Origin of the sequence: Microbacterium sp. ZW T6_19 (assembly GCF_044987465.1) — a bacterium.
Lineage (GTDB): Bacteria > Actinomycetota > Actinomycetes > Actinomycetales > Microbacteriaceae > Microbacterium > Microbacterium natoriense_A.
In genome coordinates, this window is sequence record NZ_JBJDRH010000005.1 from 93,928 (window position 1) to 109,132 (window position 15,205).

Annotated in this window: 17 protein-coding genes; 5 read left to right on the forward strand and 12 right to left on the reverse strand. The window is 67.7% G+C overall.

Features of this window, described 5'->3' with window-relative positions:
- Positions 1-2: 2 nt before the first annotated feature.
- Genes ACI3KT_RS09420 through idi form a run of 7 tightly spaced genes read right to left on the reverse strand, consistent with a single transcriptional unit; the run spans position 3 to position 5,509 of the window.
- Positions 3-863: a prenyltransferase gene (locus tag ACI3KT_RS09420; protein ID WP_404903835.1), complete on the reverse strand. Its 861-nt coding sequence runs from the start codon at positions 861-863 to the stop codon at positions 3-5.
- Complete coding sequence (locus tag ACI3KT_RS09425) at positions 853-1,155, reverse strand: lycopene cyclase domain-containing protein (protein ID WP_404903837.1); 303 nt, start codon at positions 1,153-1,155, stop codon at positions 853-855. The genes ACI3KT_RS09420 and ACI3KT_RS09425 overlap by 11 nt, the downstream gene beginning before the upstream one ends.
- Positions 1,152-1,499, reverse strand: coding sequence for a lycopene cyclase domain-containing protein (locus ACI3KT_RS09430; protein ID WP_404903839.1), 348 nt, complete (start codon positions 1,497-1,499; stop codon positions 1,152-1,154). The genes ACI3KT_RS09425 and ACI3KT_RS09430 overlap by 4 nt, the downstream gene beginning before the upstream one ends.
- Positions 1,496-3,043 carry a phytoene desaturase family protein gene (crtI, locus tag ACI3KT_RS09435; protein ID WP_404903841.1) on the reverse strand — a complete coding sequence of 516 codons (1,548 nt, stop codon included), beginning with the start codon at positions 3,041-3,043 and terminating at the stop codon, positions 1,496-1,498. Before crtI ends, ACI3KT_RS09430 begins: the two co-directional genes overlap by 4 nt.
- A complete protein-coding gene (locus ACI3KT_RS09440; RefSeq protein ID WP_404903843.1) occupies positions 3,040-3,909 on the reverse strand; it encodes a phytoene/squalene synthase family protein in 870 nt (289 codons plus the stop codon). The genes crtI and ACI3KT_RS09440 overlap by 4 nt, the downstream gene beginning before the upstream one ends.
- Positions 3,906-4,955: a polyprenyl synthetase family protein gene (locus ACI3KT_RS09445; protein ID WP_404903845.1), complete on the reverse strand. Its 1,050-nt coding sequence runs from the start codon at positions 4,953-4,955 to the stop codon at positions 3,906-3,908. The genes ACI3KT_RS09440 and ACI3KT_RS09445 overlap by 4 nt, the downstream gene beginning before the upstream one ends.
- Entirely contained in the window at positions 4,952-5,509 is a 558-nt protein-coding gene (gene idi / locus ACI3KT_RS09450) for an isopentenyl-diphosphate Delta-isomerase (protein WP_292904490.1), read from the reverse strand. Before idi ends, ACI3KT_RS09445 begins: the two co-directional genes overlap by 4 nt.
- Positions 5,510-5,588: 79 nt before the next feature.
- Between idi and ACI3KT_RS09455 the strand changes: the two genes are divergently transcribed.
- Entirely contained in the window at positions 5,589-6,161 is a 573-nt protein-coding gene (locus tag ACI3KT_RS09455) for a MarR family winged helix-turn-helix transcriptional regulator (protein ID WP_404903846.1), read from the forward strand.
- A 6-nt stretch (positions 6,162-6,167) separates the two neighbouring features.
- Here the strand turns inward: ACI3KT_RS09455 and ACI3KT_RS09460 are convergent, their stop codons facing one another.
- Positions 6,168-7,709, reverse strand: coding sequence for an SDR family oxidoreductase (locus ACI3KT_RS09460; RefSeq protein WP_404903848.1), 1,542 nt, complete (start codon positions 7,707-7,709; stop codon positions 6,168-6,170).
- 172 nt (positions 7,710-7,881) lie between these two features.
- Here ACI3KT_RS09460 and ACI3KT_RS09465 point away from each other — a divergent pair, with 172 nt between their 5' ends.
- Genes ACI3KT_RS09465 through ACI3KT_RS09480 form a run of 4 tightly spaced genes read left to right on the forward strand, consistent with a single transcriptional unit; the run spans position 7,882 to position 11,228 of the window.
- Entirely contained in the window at positions 7,882-9,231 is a 1,350-nt protein-coding gene (locus tag ACI3KT_RS09465; RefSeq protein WP_404903850.1) for an MFS transporter, read from the forward strand.
- A 2-nt stretch (positions 9,232-9,233) separates the two neighbouring features.
- Entirely contained in the window at positions 9,234-10,019 is a 786-nt protein-coding gene (locus tag ACI3KT_RS09470; protein WP_404903851.1) for an SDR family NAD(P)-dependent oxidoreductase, read from the forward strand.
- Entirely contained in the window at positions 10,019-10,459 is a 441-nt protein-coding gene (locus tag ACI3KT_RS09475; RefSeq protein ID WP_404903853.1) for an RbsD/FucU domain-containing protein, read from the forward strand. Before ACI3KT_RS09470 ends, ACI3KT_RS09475 begins: the two co-directional genes overlap by 1 nt.
- Positions 10,460-10,466: 7 nt before the next feature.
- Positions 10,467-11,228 carry an IclR family transcriptional regulator gene (locus ACI3KT_RS09480; protein ID WP_404903855.1) on the forward strand — a complete coding sequence of 254 codons (762 nt, stop codon included), beginning with the start codon at positions 10,467-10,469 and terminating at the stop codon, positions 11,226-11,228.
- A 48-nt stretch (positions 11,229-11,276) separates the two neighbouring features.
- Here ACI3KT_RS09480 and ACI3KT_RS09485 read toward each other — a convergent pair whose 3' ends face one another.
- From ACI3KT_RS09485 to ACI3KT_RS09500, 4 genes are read right to left on the reverse strand one after another with little or no spacing between them, the layout of a single operon-like run.
- Positions 11,277-11,930, reverse strand: coding sequence for an MBL fold metallo-hydrolase (locus tag ACI3KT_RS09485; protein WP_404903856.1), 654 nt, complete (start codon positions 11,928-11,930; stop codon positions 11,277-11,279).
- Positions 11,931-11,974: 44 nt separating this feature from the next.
- Complete coding sequence (locus tag ACI3KT_RS09490) at positions 11,975-12,841, reverse strand: carbohydrate ABC transporter permease (RefSeq protein ID WP_404903858.1); 867 nt, start codon at positions 12,839-12,841, stop codon at positions 11,975-11,977.
- Positions 12,842-12,897: 56 nt separating this feature from the next.
- Positions 12,898-13,785, reverse strand: a complete 888-nt coding sequence (locus tag ACI3KT_RS09495; RefSeq protein WP_404903860.1) for a carbohydrate ABC transporter permease — start codon at positions 13,783-13,785, stop codon at positions 12,898-12,900.
- Positions 13,785-15,095 (reverse strand): ABC transporter substrate-binding protein, encoded by a 1,311-nt coding sequence (locus ACI3KT_RS09500; protein ID WP_404903862.1) that lies wholly within the window; start codon positions 15,093-15,095, stop codon positions 13,785-13,787. Before ACI3KT_RS09500 ends, ACI3KT_RS09495 begins: the two co-directional genes overlap by 1 nt.
- Positions 15,096-15,205 lie beyond the last annotated feature (110 nt).

Here is a 15,205-nt window from a genome sequence, read left to right on the forward strand (position 1 = left end):
GTTCAGTCGGCGCGGATGACGGACCAGATGAGCAGCATGGTGACGAGGAAGCCGCACAGGTAGTTGATCCAGAGGAAGTGCCGCCAGCCCCGGTTCGCGGCACCGGACTCCGCGTCGCTCACGCGGGCGAACGGTGCAGCCGCGCACAGATACGGGATAGCGAGCGCGGCGGCCCACGCGGCAGGGTCACCGGCGGTGAGCATGAGCAATGCGGCGAGGCTCCACAGCGACATCGCCAGGCGCACCGTGCGAGCGGCGCCGAGGACGGTCGCGATGGACGCGATTCCTCCTTCGCGATCGGGGATCACGTCCTGCACGGCGCCGAAAGCGTGGCTCGCCATCCCCCAGAGGAAGAAGGCGATCAGGATCGTTCCCGATCGAAGGTCGGGAACTCCGCCGGCGAGCAGGATGCCGTAAAGAGCGGGGCTGACGAAGTGCACGCTCGATGTCACCGAGTCGAGGACCGGCACCTCCTTGAACCGGAACGGCGGCGCCGAGTAGGCCACCACGGCGAAGAGACTCACCGCCAGCACGGGCCAGGAGATCGCGGGTCCCAGCACCACGAGCGCGATCACGAACGGAAGACAGATGCAGAAGGCCGTGATCAGCACGATGCGATGACGACGAGGGTCGAGCAGTGCGCCCTCGACGCCGCCCTTGCGGGGGTTCGCGAGATCGGAGGCGTAGTCGAAGACGTCGTTCACGCCGTACATCGCGAAGTTGTACGGGATCAGGAAGAAGATCGTCCCGATCACGAGCGCCGCATCGATCTCGCCCGCGACGAGCAGGTACGCGGCCGCGAACGGGAAAGCCGTGTTGATCCAGCTCAGCGGCCGGGAGGCGGTGAGCAGCTCAGCGATCATCGCGGCTCCGCAGTCTCATCCAGAGCGCAGGCAGCATGATGACGGCGGCCAGCGGATAGGCGAAGTCCTCGATGGGGGCGAGTCCGATCGTCGGGCCGAGAATCCGGGCGTCCGCGTAAGTGAAGAGCCCGGCGGCGATCATGACGGTGTCGAACACCGCGGTGAGGATCAGCAGGACGAGAACGCCGAGCGCCAGGGGGCCGGCGCTCACGCGACGGACGCCGCGGCCGAACACCGCGGCGAGGACCACCGCGAGCACCAGGAACACGGCCGCGAGCAGAAGATACGTCATCCCCGCCTCCTCGGTCCCGGCCGACGAGACGCGGCGCGGCGCAGCAGGCGGTCCGCGCCGAGCACCAGCACCATGGTGATCTCGCACAGGAACAGCAGGAAGACGGGCTCTTCGATCGGAAGCTCGGGGGCGATCATGACGCCGGTGAGATACGGCGCGTCGCCGCGCGCGAAGATGCCGAGTCCGATGCCGGCGAGATCCCAGACGAGGAAGAACGCCAGCCCTGCGGCGAGCACCAGGAGCGCCTGTCGCCACGAACGACCGAGGAAGAGCCGGAACCGCAGGTCGACCGCGACCACGAACGCCGATGCGGCGAGGAGGCAGAGCAGGTAGATCGCGCTCATGACGGCACCGCCAGGGGACCCGACGAACGGTCGCCCCGCACGCGCTTGAGCACGAGCTCCGCGCTGATCAGGCACATCGGCAGCCCCACCCCCGGGATCGTCGTCGCACCGGCGAGCAGCAGCCCGTCGACCCCGCGGGCCTTGGTGCCGCCGCGGAAGAACGCGCTCTGCCGCAGGGTGTGCGCCGGGCCGATCGCGCCGCCGCGCCATGAGCCGTACTCGCGCTCGAAGTCGGCAGGGCCGATCGTGCGCCGCACCGTGATGCGCTCGGCCAGGTCGGGGACGCCGGCCCACGAGGAGATCTGGGCGATCGCGGCGTCCGCGATCCGCTCCACCTCCGCCCCACCCTCGCCGTCTTCTCCGCCGGCGCCGATCGTCGTGTCGGCGGGCACAGGGATCAGCACGAAGAGGTTCTCGTGCCCCTGGGGTGCGACCGATGCGTCTGTCGCACTCGGGCGGCAGACGTACAGCGAGGCGGGATCGGGGATCCGCGGATCGGCCCCGTAGATCGCGTCGAACCCCTCTTCCCAGTCCTCGGCGAAGAACAGCGTGTGATGTGCGAGCTCGGGGAGCTCGCCTCTGACGCCCAGCAGCGCCAGGACCGCGCCGGGGCCAGGGTCGCGGCGCTTCCACCAGCGGATGCTGTGATGCCGATGCCGCGGCTCGAGCAGCTGCTGCTCGGTGACGTGCAGGTCGGCCGTCGAGACGACCCGCTCTGCGGTGAAGACACGTCGCGTGCCATCCGACGAGAGGGCGTCGACGCCGCGCACGCGCCTCCCCTCGACGATGATGCGGGTGACGCGGTGCCCCGTGAGGACCTTCACGCCCTTCTGCTCGGCGAGCCGGGCGATCGCGTCGATCACCGCTCCGAAGCCGCCTCGCGGGTACAGGACCCCCTGATCGACGTCGAGGTGGCTCATCAGGTGATACATGCTCGGCGCCGCCGCCGGTGAGGTGCCGAGGAACACCGAGAGGTACCCCAGCACCTGCTGCACGCGGCGCGAACCGGAGTGGGCGGCGATGAAGCGGTCGAGCGGTTGCCCCAGCAGGCGCAGCAGGGTCGGCAGGCGTCGTAGCGTCTCCCGATCGGCGACACCGCCGAGGGTCTCGAAGTTCGTGTAGAGGAACCGCCTGGTCGCGATGTCGTAGGTCTCGGCGGCGGAGTCGAAGTACGTCCGCAGCGGAGCAGCGGATGCCGGGTCCAGCCCGATGATCGCCTCTCTGGCGTTCTGCGCCGGGAGGTCGAAGGGTTCGGCGTCGCCTTCGAAGTACACGCGGTAGCCGGGGTCCAGACGCACCAGGTCGAGCTGCTCGGCCGCCGAGGTCCCCAGCATCCTGAAGAAGTGATCGAACACCTCGGGCATCAGGTACCACGACGGACCGGTGTCGAACGTGAAGCCGTCCTTCCGCCAGGTGCCCGCTCGACCGCCGAGCTCGTCGCGCGCCTCGAGAAGCGTGACATCGTGACCGTCCTGCGCGAGGAGCGCGGCCGTGGCGAGGCCCGAGATCCCGCCGCCGACGACCACGATCGTCTCACCCGTCATCGGCCGCTCCGGCCGACGAGGGCGCACAGGAGAACCCAGGCTTTGACAGACGCCGGCACGGAGATCCGATGCCGGCTGATCTCCGCGGCGGGCGTGGCCGAGAGCCGCTCGTTCAGCTTTTCGAACAGCCCGGCGGCTGCGCTGGTCGCCCGCCGTGCTCGGGGCGGCAAGGCGCTGATGGCACGCCGCGCGACGGCGAGATCGGCCGCGATGTCCGCCACCACTGCATCCTTCTGCTCCTCGCCGAACCGCTCCGGCCCCACACCGGGGAGATAGCTGCGCCCCAGACGATCCCGATCGTCGGCGAGGTCCCGCAGGAAGTTGACCTTCTGGAACGCGGCTCCCAGCCGCCGCGCCCCCTCTTCCGTCTCGTCGCTGATCTCGCCGCCGGGGCGCTCCTGCATGAAGACCCGCAGACACATCGAACCCACCACCTCGGCCGAACCGTGGATGTAGCGGCGATACGCCGCATCGTCGAAGACGGCGGGAGGGGCGATATCCGTGCGCATCGAGTCGAAGAAGTCCGTCACCAGCGCGGGTGCGATGCCGGCTTCGCGAGCCGTGACGGCGAAGGCGTGGACGACGAGGTTCGCGCTGAAGCCGCGGCGCATGGCGGCGAGGGTCTCGGCTTCGAGGGCGTCGAGCACGGTCCTCGTCTCACCGGCATCCATCCCCGCCTCCGCCGCCGGCCCGTCGACGATCTCGTCGGCCACGCGCACGAGCGCGTACACGTCGGCGATGCCCGCGCGCACCCGCCTGGTCAGCAGCCGGCTGGCCAGGCCGAACGAGGTCGAGTAGGCGCCGATGACCCGGGCCGACGACGTCCTCGCCGTCCGCGTATAGAGCGCGAGCCCGCTGGCGGTCACGACTCGCGCTCCGCACATCGCCGTGCGAGCGGGATCAGCTCGGCTTTCAGCTGCTCCGGCAGTCCCGACTGCTCGATGCGCTCGCAGGTCTTCTCGCACTGTCGCGACAGATGCAGTTCGACGCGCGCTCGCGCGCCGCTCTCGGTGAGGGCGCGCCGCAGCCGGTCGGCGGCATCCGCATCGAGCGACCGGCGGCCGAAGAGGTGACGTACGTCCTTCCACGGCTCGCTGCCATCGGCGTAGGCGATCAGAAGAGTCTGCTTGCCCTCGCGCAGGTCTCCGTCGATCGGCTTGCCGAGTGCTGCAGCCGAGCCGAAGACGCCAAGCAGGTCATCGCGCAGTTGGTAGACGAAGCCCAGCATCGTGCCGATCTCGGCGAGCTCGGTCTCGGCCTGCGCACCGGAACCCGCAAGCAGCGCACCGGCTCGCAGCGGCGCCGAGAACGAGTAGACGGCCGTCTTGTCGTGCATCATGCCCGTGATCTCGGGGATCGTGACGTCCACTGCGCCGAGGGCGAGGCCGACATCGGCGAGTTCACCCGCCGCGGTCGAGAACAGGCATTGGTCGATGAGCTCGTGCAGGGCCGTCCGGGCCTCCGACGGGATCCTAGCGATCACGGAGTGCGCGGCGCTGATGAGCAGATCACCGGCGAGAACCCCTGACGCGTCGCCCCAGGCCGTCGCGGCGTCAGACGCGAGGCCTCGATCGAGAGCATCGCCGACGAAGGCGCCCTGAAGATTCGGGCGTCCTCGCCGCACGAGATCCCCGTCGAGGACGTCGTCGTGCAGGAGGAATGCGGTGTGCAGCAGCTCGAAGGCGAGAGACGCCGCCACCGCGTCGTCGTGCGCGTCGCCCCCGAGGGCGTTGTGCGCGAGGAGGAGCAACCGGGGCCGGATCCGCTTTCCCCCGCTGCACGCCAGGCCGATGCGCTCCCAGAGGCGTCGGTAGGAGGGACCGGCAGTGGATGCTCGCGAGATGCGCTCGGCCAGCAACCCGTCGAGCGCGGCGTCCACCGCGGCGAGCGCCTGCCGTTCGTCGGTGATCATCTCTGCCGCTCCATCAGGGGAAGGGCGCCGGGGATGCCGGACATCTGCTCGAGCTGTTCCACGAGCCACGGGCTGAACGCCCACGGCGCGAGCCGCGCCGACTCGACCAGGGCTTCGGGTTCGACCCATCGCGCATCCATCGCCTCGTCGGGGTTGCAGACCGGGTCGCCGACGGCGGTGGCGACGTACACCGGGCAGATCTCGTTCTCGACGATTCCCGAGACGTCGACCGCGCGGTAACGGAAGTCGGGCAGCACGAGTCTGACGTCGCGCAGCGTCACGCCCAGTTCGTCGCCCGCACGGCGGTCCACCGCATCCGGAACGGGCTCGAACGGCTGCGGGTGACCGCAGAAGGCGTTGGTCCAGGTGCCCGGCCACGTCTTCTTGCCCAGAGCGCGCCTGGTCACGAGAACGCGCCGTCCGTCTTCGTGGACGAGGTGGCACGAGAACGCGAGGTGGAGCGGGGTATCGGAGTGGTGCACCTCCGATTTCAGGGCGGCGCCGATGCCGCTGCCGTCATCGCTCAACAGCACGACGCGCTCCTGGCTGGTCATCCCGCACCTCTCGTTCAAAAGTGTTTCACCAAGTTAATAGTATTCTTGGCGTACTTTCAAACCGGATTAGTATCGAGTCATGCGCAAGCCCGCCGAGGACGCGGCCCCTCCGGCCATGTCTCTCGTCGACCCCCGGGTGATGGACCCCGATCACGAACTGGTCAGCAGAGACCACCTGTCAGCGGGCGAGATCGACGAGATCGTCGCCGTGCTGGAGGCGATGAGCCTCTGGCGAGAGCGAGAGAGGGCGATGAGCGACGAGGCGCGGCGGTACATGCGCCTCGGCGACACCGACATGAGGGCGCTGCGGTTCCTCATCGCCGCTCAGCGCCATGGCGTCGTCGCCACCCCGGGGTCGATCGCGGCGCACCTGGGCATCTCCCCCGCCGCCGCCACGAAGCTCGTCGACCGACTCGAGGCCGGAGGTCACATCCGCCGCATCGCGGACACGGGTGATCGTCGGCGCACGTCGATCGAGGTCACCGAGTCGACGAAGGCGTCGGCGAGAGCATCCGTCGGCCGCAGTCATGCCCGACGCTTCGACGCCGTCGCCGGTCTCTCACCGGACGATCGCCGTGCCGTGCTCCGATTCTTCGACGCCCTCGTGAGCTCGTCGACGTGGACGGGGCCCGACGACGCCGCGCACCGGTGACGACGCTCACTCCCCGTCGGCCTCGGCTGCGGCCGTGATGCGCGCCGCCATCCCCGCGAAGATGAGCCCGTGGAACGGCAGCACTGCCAACCAGTACAACCGCCCGCTCAGCCCCTTCGGGAAGAACACCGCCCGCTGCTCGTAACGAGCGGCGTCACCATCACGAACGGCACGCAGCTCGAGCCACGCCTCCCCCGGCACTCGCATCTCCGCACGCAGGCGCAGCAGGGATCCGGCATCCGTCACGTCGACGGCCTCGACACGCCAGAAGTCGATCGCGTCACCCACGCGGACCCTCGTGCGGTTGCGTCGACCGCGCGTGAGCCCCACGCCTCCCATGACCCGATCCATCCATCCCCTCGTCGCCCAGAGCAGCGGCGACGAGTACCAGCCGTTCGCGCCGCCGATCCCGAGTATCACCGCCCACAGCCGTTCGACCGACGCGGATGTCTCGAGCTCTCGCCGATCGGCGAAGACCGCACGCCCCGCCCACTCAGGATCGCTCGGCAGAGGATCGCTGGGCGCACCCGACACCTCGGCGTCCTGCCAGCTCGTCTCGACCATGTCGGCGTCGAGACGCCCCAGCGCCAGACGCACGGCACGGCGATAGGGCGTCAGCCCCTCGTCGGGTGGCGGGATGAGAGCATCGATGTCATCGCTCTTCACGACGCATTCGTTCTGCAGGGAGGCCACGAGAGGCCGGGCGATCGCGTGGGGAACGGGTGTGACCAGGCCCACCCACAGCGATGCGAGGCGAGGCGTGAGCACCGGCAGAGGGGCGATCGCACGTTGCGGAAGATTCGCCTCGACGGCGTATCCGTTCATCATCTGCCCATACCTGAGGATGTCCGGACCGCCGATGTCGACGGTGCGGTTGACGCCGGACGGTACGCGAGCGGCGCCCAGCAGATAGTGCAGCACGTCGCGCACGGCGATGGGCTGGATGCGATTGCGCACCCACTTCGGCGCCGGCATGTAGGGCAGGACCTCGGTGAGATGCCTGATCATCTCGAACGAGGCCGACCCCGACCCGATCACCACGCCCGCCTGCAGCACGAGTGCCGGAACGCCGGACCTCATCAGGGTCTCTCCCACCTCGACGCGCGATCGCAGATGCGGAGAGAGCTCGACGTCCTCGGGATGCAGTCCACCCAGGTAGACGATCCGCCGCACTCCGTGCGCCTTCGCTGCGCGGGCGACGACGCCCGCCGTCCGCCGATCGGCCTCCTCGAAGTCCTTGCCCGCTCCCATCGAGTGGATGAGGTAGTAGATCACGTCGACATCGCGCACGGCACGGCCGACGGCCTCTGCGTCACCCGCATCGCCCTCGACGATCTCGCAGTCGTCACCCCACGGCGAGGAGGCGACGCGAGCGGGATCCCGCGCCAGCACACGAACCCGGTACCCCGCGTCGATCAGCCGCGGTGTCAGCCGCCCTCCGATGTAGCCGGTCGCTCCGAGTACGAGCGCCCGGGGCGGTGTTCCGTCGTCGCGGGGCATGGCGCGCAGCGCCTCTTCGCGCCCGGTCGGATACGTGAGTTCGGTCATGGGCCGAGCGTAGGCCGCGGTGCCGACTCCAGCCAACGTGTTGACATGGCGGCAGATACCCCACATGTCATAAGCGGTGCGGTGCATCTATTGCACTAGCAGTGCAATAGATGTACATTGAAGCTTCGAGCAAAGCCGCTCGTGTCCATCGACACTGCGCCAAGGGAGCCTCATGTCGAACGTCGTCAGTCCACCACCGACCGCGCTGGATCGTGCAGTGCGCAAGGCGCGATGGCGCATCCTTCCTCTCATCTGCCTGCTGTACTTCATCGCCTACCTCGACCGCAACAACGTCGGCTTCGCTCGAGAGGCGATGAGCACCGACCTCGGCCTCACCGCTTCGGCATTCGGCCTCGGCGCCGGCCTCTTCTTCATCGGGTACACGCTCTGTGAGATCCCCAGCAATGCCGGCATGCACCGATTCGGCGCCCGACGATGGATCTCACGGATCCTGATCCCCTGGGGCCTGCTGTCCATGGGCACCGCGTTCGTCGTCGACGACACGTCTTTCGCCGTGGTGCGCTTCCTGCTGGGGATCGCCGAGGCGGGCTTCTTCCCTGCAGTCGTCTTCTACTTCACCCTCTGGTTCCCCGTGCGCGAACGAGCCGCCGTGCTCGGCGTGTTCGTGCTGGCTCAGCCGATCGCCAACATGATCGGAGCGCCCCTCAGCGGAGCTCTCCTCGAGCTCGACGGGCTCGGTGGCCTGCACGGCTGGCAGTGGATGTACCTCATCCAGGGCCTGCCTGCCGTACTGTTCGGCATCGTCGTCCCCTTCCTTCTCACCGACCGACCGTCCGCCGCGCGGTGGTTGACGCACGAGGAGAAGGCCGCCCTCGAGACCGTGATCAGCGACGACAACTCTCGTGTCACAGCACCGAACCACCGGTTCTTCTCCGCTCTCAAGGACCCGCGGGCCTGGGCGTACGCACTGCTGAACTTCGGCATGGTCCTGGGCATCTACGGACTCGCATTCTGGCTGCCGTCGATCGTCGAGGAACTCGGCGACTTCTCACCGTTGCAGCGCAGTCTCGTCGTGGCCATCCCCTATGCGGTCGGCGCCTGCTTCGTGCTGTGGTGGAGCAGACGAGCCGATCGCACAGGGAAGCGCGCATGGCACGTCACGATCAGCCTCTGCGTCGCGGCAGCCGGGCTGCTCGGAGCGGGCTCGTCGCTCACGATCTCGCCCGTGGCGGCGATGGTCTCGCTCTCCGTCGCCGCGATCGGCATCTACACGGCGATCGGCCCGATGCTCTCGATGTCGGCCAGCCTCTTCTCCGGCGCGGCCGCCGCCGCCGGCATCGGCCTCGTCGGCGCGGTGGGGAACATCGGCGGCTTCGTCTCGCCCGTGGCGGTCGGGTGGTTGACCGACCTGACGGGCTCGACGCAGGCCGGAGTCCTGATGCTCGCCGGGGCCCTCGCTCTGACCGCCCTCGGAACGTGGCTGTTCGCCGGTCGCCGTCCCGAGGGAGACACCACGCTGGCCCTGAGGCCGAGCGACACCATCACGAACTCGGAGGCATGACCATGACCAACTCACTCGAACACGACCGGACCGCAACGCTCGAACTGAGCGGACGAACGGCACTCGTCACCGGAGGAGGCGTCGGTATCGGCGCCGCCATCGCTGAAGAGCTGGCGCGCCGGGGCGCGCGGATCTTCATCACCTACCGCTCTCACGAGCCTGACGCGATCGCCCTCGCGCGTCTCCGGACGCCCGAGGGCCAGGAGGCCACGGCGCTTCGCGTCGATCTGACGGTCGAAGACGAGGTGCAGCGCCTGCACGACAGCGTCGCCGCCGCGGGAAGACTCGACATCCTCGTCCATAACGCGGGAGGACTCGTCCAGCGGTCGGCGATCGTCGACATGCCGTACGAACTCTTCCGTCGCGTGCAGGTGCTCAACGTCGACTCCGTATTCCTCGTGACGCACCACCTGCTCCCCTTGATGAGCGAGGGGGGACGCATCGTCACGGTCGCCTCGCTCGCCGGGCGCAGCGGCGGGCATGCCGGCGCCACCGCGTACGCCACGGCGAAGGCGGGGCTGTTCGGCTTCACGCGGGGACTCGCCGGCGAACTCGCTCCGGCGGGAATCACTGTCAACGCCGTCGCACCGGGGTTCATCGAAGCGACACCGTTCCATGACACGTTCACCACGGCCGCCTCGAAGAGGGACACCGTCAACGCGATCCCTGTCGGTCGTGCGGGCAGTCCCGCCGACGTCGCATCCGCGGTCGCCTGGCTCAGCTCGCCGAGCTCATCGTTCACGACCGGCGTCGTTCTCGACGTCAACGGCGGACAGCACTTCAGCTGATGCTGCGCACGCCGATCACCCACCCGGAAGTGCTGCACGCCCTGGCACGTGCCGGCCATGGGTCTCTCGTGCTCATCGCCGATGCGCACTTCGCGGCGGCGACAGCCGTCAACCCCCGAGCTGTCGTCGTGCACCTCGCGCTCACCTCCGGCTCGCCGCTCGTACCGGGGGTGGCCGCGCTCGTGGGGGCGACGATCGAGATCGAGGCGGTCACATCGATGGCCGCTCCCGACGAGGCGTTGCGTGCCGTCAGCCGCGAGACGAACTCGGTCTTCGGCGAGAAGCCGCACGAGTACGTGTCGCGGTCGGAGTTCATGGCGCTCACCCGTTCGCCGGATCTCGCACTGTGCATAGTCACCGGTGACACGCGGAGGTTCGCGAACGCCATCCTGCGAGTGGGCGTCACCGTTGAGCGCAACCCGGAGTCAGAACCGGCATGATCAGTACATGAGTTCGACCGTTTCCCGCGCGATCACCATCTTGGAACTGTGCAGCGCCGAGCCGCGGAGCGCCGGAGAGATCGCGACGATCCTGGGGGTGCATCGAACCACCGTGTTGCGCACGCTGCTCACGCTGCAGGAGGCGGGGTTGGTGCGCCAGACCCGACCCGGAGTGTTCGGCACGGGCTTCCGCCTCGCGGCTCTGGCGAAGTCGGCCATGGCGCACTTCGACCTGCGCGGGATCGCGCATCCCCATCTGAAGGCGCTCAGCGACGAGTTGCGCCTCACCGTGCAGTTCGCGGTGCTCGACGGCGACCGCATCCGTTACGTCGACAAGATCGAGCCTCACGACTCGATCGTGCTGAACACCGAGATCGGCGGCGACGTGGTGGTCAGCACCGCCGGCGTGGCCAAGGCGATACTGGCGCACGTGCCGAGCGAGATCCGACGCACCGTGCTGGATCGGGTGACTTTCCCGGCCTACACCGCGCGGTCGTTCACCGATCGTGAGAGCTACGAGCGAGAGCTGACCCGCGTCCAGGAGCGTGGCTGGGCAGTCGACGACGGAGAGTACGACGACCTGTCGAACTGCATCGCGGCGCCGGTGCGCGATCACGCCGGTGAGGTCGCCGGCGCGGTGTCGGTCACCGCCTTCCGGAGCCGGGTCGATCTCGATCAGCTCCGCGATCACCTCGACACCCTGCTCGCGACGACGGAGGCGATCAGCCACCAACTGGGCTATCGCGGCGAGGCGCCTGACGGAGATTGATGGAAGGCACGCGGAGCGGCTTTCACCGCCCTGCCGTCCCGCGGCCCGCTATGCCTGAAGGTCTCGCAGCAGATCAACGGATTGGCCGCGACCGATTCGGCGATAGTCGACCTCTCCTATCAGCCCTCCGAGCACCCGGTCGTTGAGCGCCAGACCGGCTTCGCTCAACTGCGCTTCGTGGATGGGGATCGCCACCCGGGGGTCGACCGCACGGACGTAGTCGACGACGTCGGTGAAGTTCAGCCAGGGAGCGGCTGCAGGAAGGAACAGCACCTTCACGTCAACGCCGGGCGGCGCCGGAGTGAACGAGTCACCGGGATGCAGGTACTCGCCGTCGATCAGATACGCGATGTTCGATTCGGCCGGAAGGTCGCGATGGATGACGGCGTGGACTCCACCCAGGGTGCGGATCTCGAAGCCGGCGGCGTCGAAGACCTCACCTGGCGACACTGCATGGATGCGGTCGCGGGCGACTCCGGATGATGCCAGCAGAGCGGCGACCTCCTCATCGCCCCAGACCGGAGCGCCGATCTTCGCCACTGCCGCGACATCGAGATGGTCGGGATGAGCGTGGGTGATGAGCACGGCATCCGCTCGATCCAGTCCGTCGGTGTCGCTGAAGACGCCGGGATCGATGACGAGCCGCCTGCCGTTCTTCTCGAGCGAGACGGCGGAATGCCCCCAGAGCTGCACATCGGTCATGGTCCGCGCCTTTCGTTGCGTCCGGGTCCCGGTTGGACTCGGCTCTACTTGTTGGCCCCGAGGGTCGCCCCTTCGATCACCCGGCGCCCCAGCCACAGGAAGACGACCACGATCGGCCCCACGAGCAGGACCACGCCGGCGAAGAGAGCACCCCAGTTGGAGGTGTACTGCAGTCCGTAGTACATGTTGAGCAGGGCCGCCGGGAGAGTCCTCATCGCGCCGTCCGGCACGAGGAACAGAACAAGGAGGGTCTCATTCCACGCGCCGATGGCGGTGATGATCGCGACAGTCGTCACCGGTCCGCGTGCGATCGGCAGCATGATCTTCCGGAATGTGAGCCACGGCCCTGCCCCATCGAGCTGCGCGGCTTCCTCGAGAGATGCGGGCAACGATCGGAAGAAGGATGTGAGGACGAACACCGTCCACGGCGTGGCGGTCGCGGCGTAGAAGACGATCAGTCCGATTCGCGGATCCCACCACCCGGTCACCCAGTCGATCATGAACTGTCCGACGTTGTTGTTGACCACGAAGTACGGGATCAGCACCGTCTGCATGGGCAGCGCGAGACCCATCGCGAAGTAGGTCGTGAGGCGAGACGCCGTGCGATCCATCCGGCGCGCAAGCCCGTACGCCGCCGGCACCGAGATCGCCATGACGATGAGGAGAGTGGCAGCCACGAACACGAGCGTCGTCAGCGTTGCCGTGCCGAATCCGGCAGTGTCCCACGCAGTGGCGTAGTTCTCGAAGTGGAGCTCGGTCGGCAACGCGAAGGGCCCGAGGAGGATGTCGCGCGTCGACTTGAAGCTGGTCATGACCACCCATGCGAGCAGGCCCAGGTTGAACAGCACCCATGCCCAGACGGCGACCTTGATCGCTGTCGGAACGATGTGATCCCCGAGCAGCCGCCCCACTTTGCGAAGCGGAGTCTCTTCCGGGCGAACCCAGGGTGTGTGCGGAATCGTCGAGGTCACAGTTCGAGGGCCTCTCTCTGAGTGAGGCGTCGGGTGAGCCACACGAGAACAAGGGACAGGAGGAACATCACGACACCGATGGCCGAGACGACCCCGAGGCGCGGCATGCCGGAGGGATCCTTGAACGCCATGTACTGCTGGATGGCGACGGTGCGCGCCGAGACCGGCACACCCGAGTTGGCGCTGCCTGTGAAGGCCAGCACGATCTCGAAGACCTTCAACGACCCGATGACCCACAGAACGGAGCAGGTGGCGAAGACGTCCCAGGAGAGCGGGATGGTGATCATCCTGAACGCCTGCATCTTGGTGACGCCTTCGAGCGAGGCGGCTTCGTACAGGTCGTGCGGGATGTTGTCGACAGCGGACATCAGCAGAATCACGTAGAACCCGGCCGCAGACCACGCAAGGCCCGCGATGATGCAGCGGAACACGAGGTCAGGGCCGAGCCACGACTGAGGCGGGAGACCGATCCACGAGAGCACCTGGTTGAGCGCGCCCCGCGAATCGAGCGCAAAGCTCAGGGCCGCGCCGATCGCGATCGGGGAGATGATGTTAGGCAGATAGACCACCGAGCGGATGAATCCGCGCCCCTTCATCTCGCGCAGCACAGCCATGCAGGCGAACGCGATCAGGAAGACCAGGATGCCGCCGACGATCGCGAGCACGATCGTGTTGATGAACGACTGCCGGAACGCCTCGTCGGTCAGGATGAACACGTAGTTGTCGACACCCTTGAAGGTCGCGGCGGTACCCAGTCCGCGCCAGTCGAAGAAGCTGATCGCCGCACCGTAGACGGCGGGAGCGACGAAGAGAACGGTGTACACGAGGACTGCGGGCCAGATGAAGGCCCGCAGTCCCCGCTTACGAGAGGTGGTGCTGTTCACTACGGAGTGCCGCTCGCGATGTAGGCCGCGGTCTTCTCCTTGCCCTGAGCGACGAACTGCTCGGGCGTGATCTTGCCGAAGACGAGCTGGTCGTCGAGGGCGAGAAGAACGTCGGTGTACCAGGTGGGCGCGTTCGCGGCCGCCGTGTCCATGTAGCCGGTCGTCGCGGTGCTGGCGAGGACCGATTCCTGCATGGCGGCCAGAGAGTCGGGAGCCTTCACATCCGATCGGGCCGGGATGTTCAGCGCATCCGTGCCGATCTTCTCGATGTACTCCTTCTGAACCAGGAACTCGACGAACTTCTTCGCGCCTTCAGGGTTCTTGCCCTTGGCGTTCACGGTCCATCCGAGCACGTTGAGCTCCTCGACCGACTGCGAAGAGTCACCGTAGGCGGGGAATGGGAACGTGCTGAGAGCCGTGCCCTCGGGAACGACGGACTTGACTTCGCCGGCCAGCCAGGAGCCGTTGAGGTCGAGGACGTAGTCGCCCTGCGCCCAGGCGCTCTGCGCGTTCGGGTAGCGGGAACCCTCGTAGCCGTCCTGGAAGTACTCGCGGATCGATGCGACCTCCTGAGCGGCGGCGAGTACGGCCGGGTCATCCCACGCGTCGGTGGTCTTGCTGAGATCCAGAATCGCGCCGGGGCCGTGCGAGCGCAGCATGAGCCAATAGAACCACAGCACGTTGTACGACGCGTTGCCGCCTTCCTGCGCGATCGGCACCTCGCCTGCCGCCTTCAGCTCGGCGAACTTGGCCTTGAGCTCGTCCCACGTCGCCGGAGCGTCCGTCGCAAGCTCGGGGTGAGCAGTCGCGTCGAACCATACGCCGCCGGAGAGGATGGTGTGCGGGATGAAAGCGACGCCGTCGCTGTCGGATGCCGCTGCCAGGACGGATTTGGGGTAGACCGATTCGATGGTCGAGTCCTCGCCGAAAGGCGTCGCCGACAGGACGTCCGACAGGTCTTCGATCAGGCCCGCCTCTCGATAGGCGGGGACGTGGTCGGGAGCGTTGTCGAACAGATCGGGACCGTTGCCGGTGGACGATGCGTTGATGATGTCGGCGCTTCCGCCGTTGCCGAGCTCCTTGATGTCGACTTTGATGCCGCTCTCCGCTGTGAAGGCTTTGGCAGCCTCCGCGAAGATCTTCGCCTGGGGAGTGTCGGCCGGCCAGGAGGTCAGGTAGGTGATGCTGTCATCGGAGGATCCGGAGGCGTCGCCGCCTCCGGTCTTCTGACCACAGCCCGAGAAGACGATCGTGGCCATCGCAACGGTGCCGATGGCGATCATGGACTTACTGCGTCGCGACAACTTCATCGCGCGCTCCTTCCTGTCGGATACTGCTCGTGTGTTCGGGTGAAGTCGAGGCCTTCTCGAGAGCGGGGAGATCGGGCTGCGGTGCCTCTTGAAGGCAGTATTACACAAGG

Bases quoted from the DNA above. Each gene is read 5' to 3' on its own strand.
- ACI3KT_RS09420 (WP_404903835.1), bottom strand. From the start codon at position 863: ATGATCGCTGAGCTGCTCACCGCCTCCCGGCCGCTGAGCTGGATCAAC.
- ACI3KT_RS09425 (WP_404903837.1), bottom strand. From the start codon at position 1,155: ATGACGTATCTTCTGCTCGCGGCCGTGTTCCTGGTGCTCGCGGTGGTC.
- ACI3KT_RS09430 (WP_404903839.1), bottom strand. From the start codon at position 1,499: ATGAGCGCGATCTACCTGCTCTGCCTCCTCGCCGCATCGGCGTTCGTG.
- crtI (WP_404903841.1), bottom strand. From the start codon at position 3,043: ATGACGGGTGAGACGATCGTGGTCGTCGGCGGCGGGATCTCGGGCCTC.
- ACI3KT_RS09445 (WP_404903845.1), bottom strand. From the start codon at position 4,955: ATGATCACCGACGAACGGCAGGCGCTCGCCGCGGTGGACGCCGCGCTC.
- idi (WP_292904490.1), bottom strand. From the start codon at position 5,509: ATGACCAGCCAGGAGCGCGTCGTGCTGTTGAGCGATGACGGCAGCGGC.
- ACI3KT_RS09455 (WP_404903846.1), top strand. From the start codon at position 5,589: ATGCGCAAGCCCGCCGAGGACGCGGCCCCTCCGGCCATGTCTCTCGTC.
- ACI3KT_RS09460 (WP_404903848.1), bottom strand. From the start codon at position 7,709: ATGACCGAACTCACGTATCCGACCGGGCGCGAAGAGGCGCTGCGCGCC.
- ACI3KT_RS09465 (WP_404903850.1), top strand. From the start codon at position 7,882: ATGTCGAACGTCGTCAGTCCACCACCGACCGCGCTGGATCGTGCAGTG.
- ACI3KT_RS09470 (WP_404903851.1), top strand. From the start codon at position 9,234: ATGACCAACTCACTCGAACACGACCGGACCGCAACGCTCGAACTGAGC.
- ACI3KT_RS09475 (WP_404903853.1), top strand. From the start codon at position 10,019: ATGCTGCGCACGCCGATCACCCACCCGGAAGTGCTGCACGCCCTGGCA.
- ACI3KT_RS09480 (WP_404903855.1), top strand. From the start codon at position 10,467: ATGAGTTCGACCGTTTCCCGCGCGATCACCATCTTGGAACTGTGCAGC.
- ACI3KT_RS09485 (WP_404903856.1), bottom strand. From the start codon at position 11,930: ATGACCGATGTGCAGCTCTGGGGGCATTCCGCCGTCTCGCTCGAGAAG.
- ACI3KT_RS09500 (WP_404903862.1), bottom strand. From the start codon at position 15,095: ATGAAGTTGTCGCGACGCAGTAAGTCCATGATCGCCATCGGCACCGTT.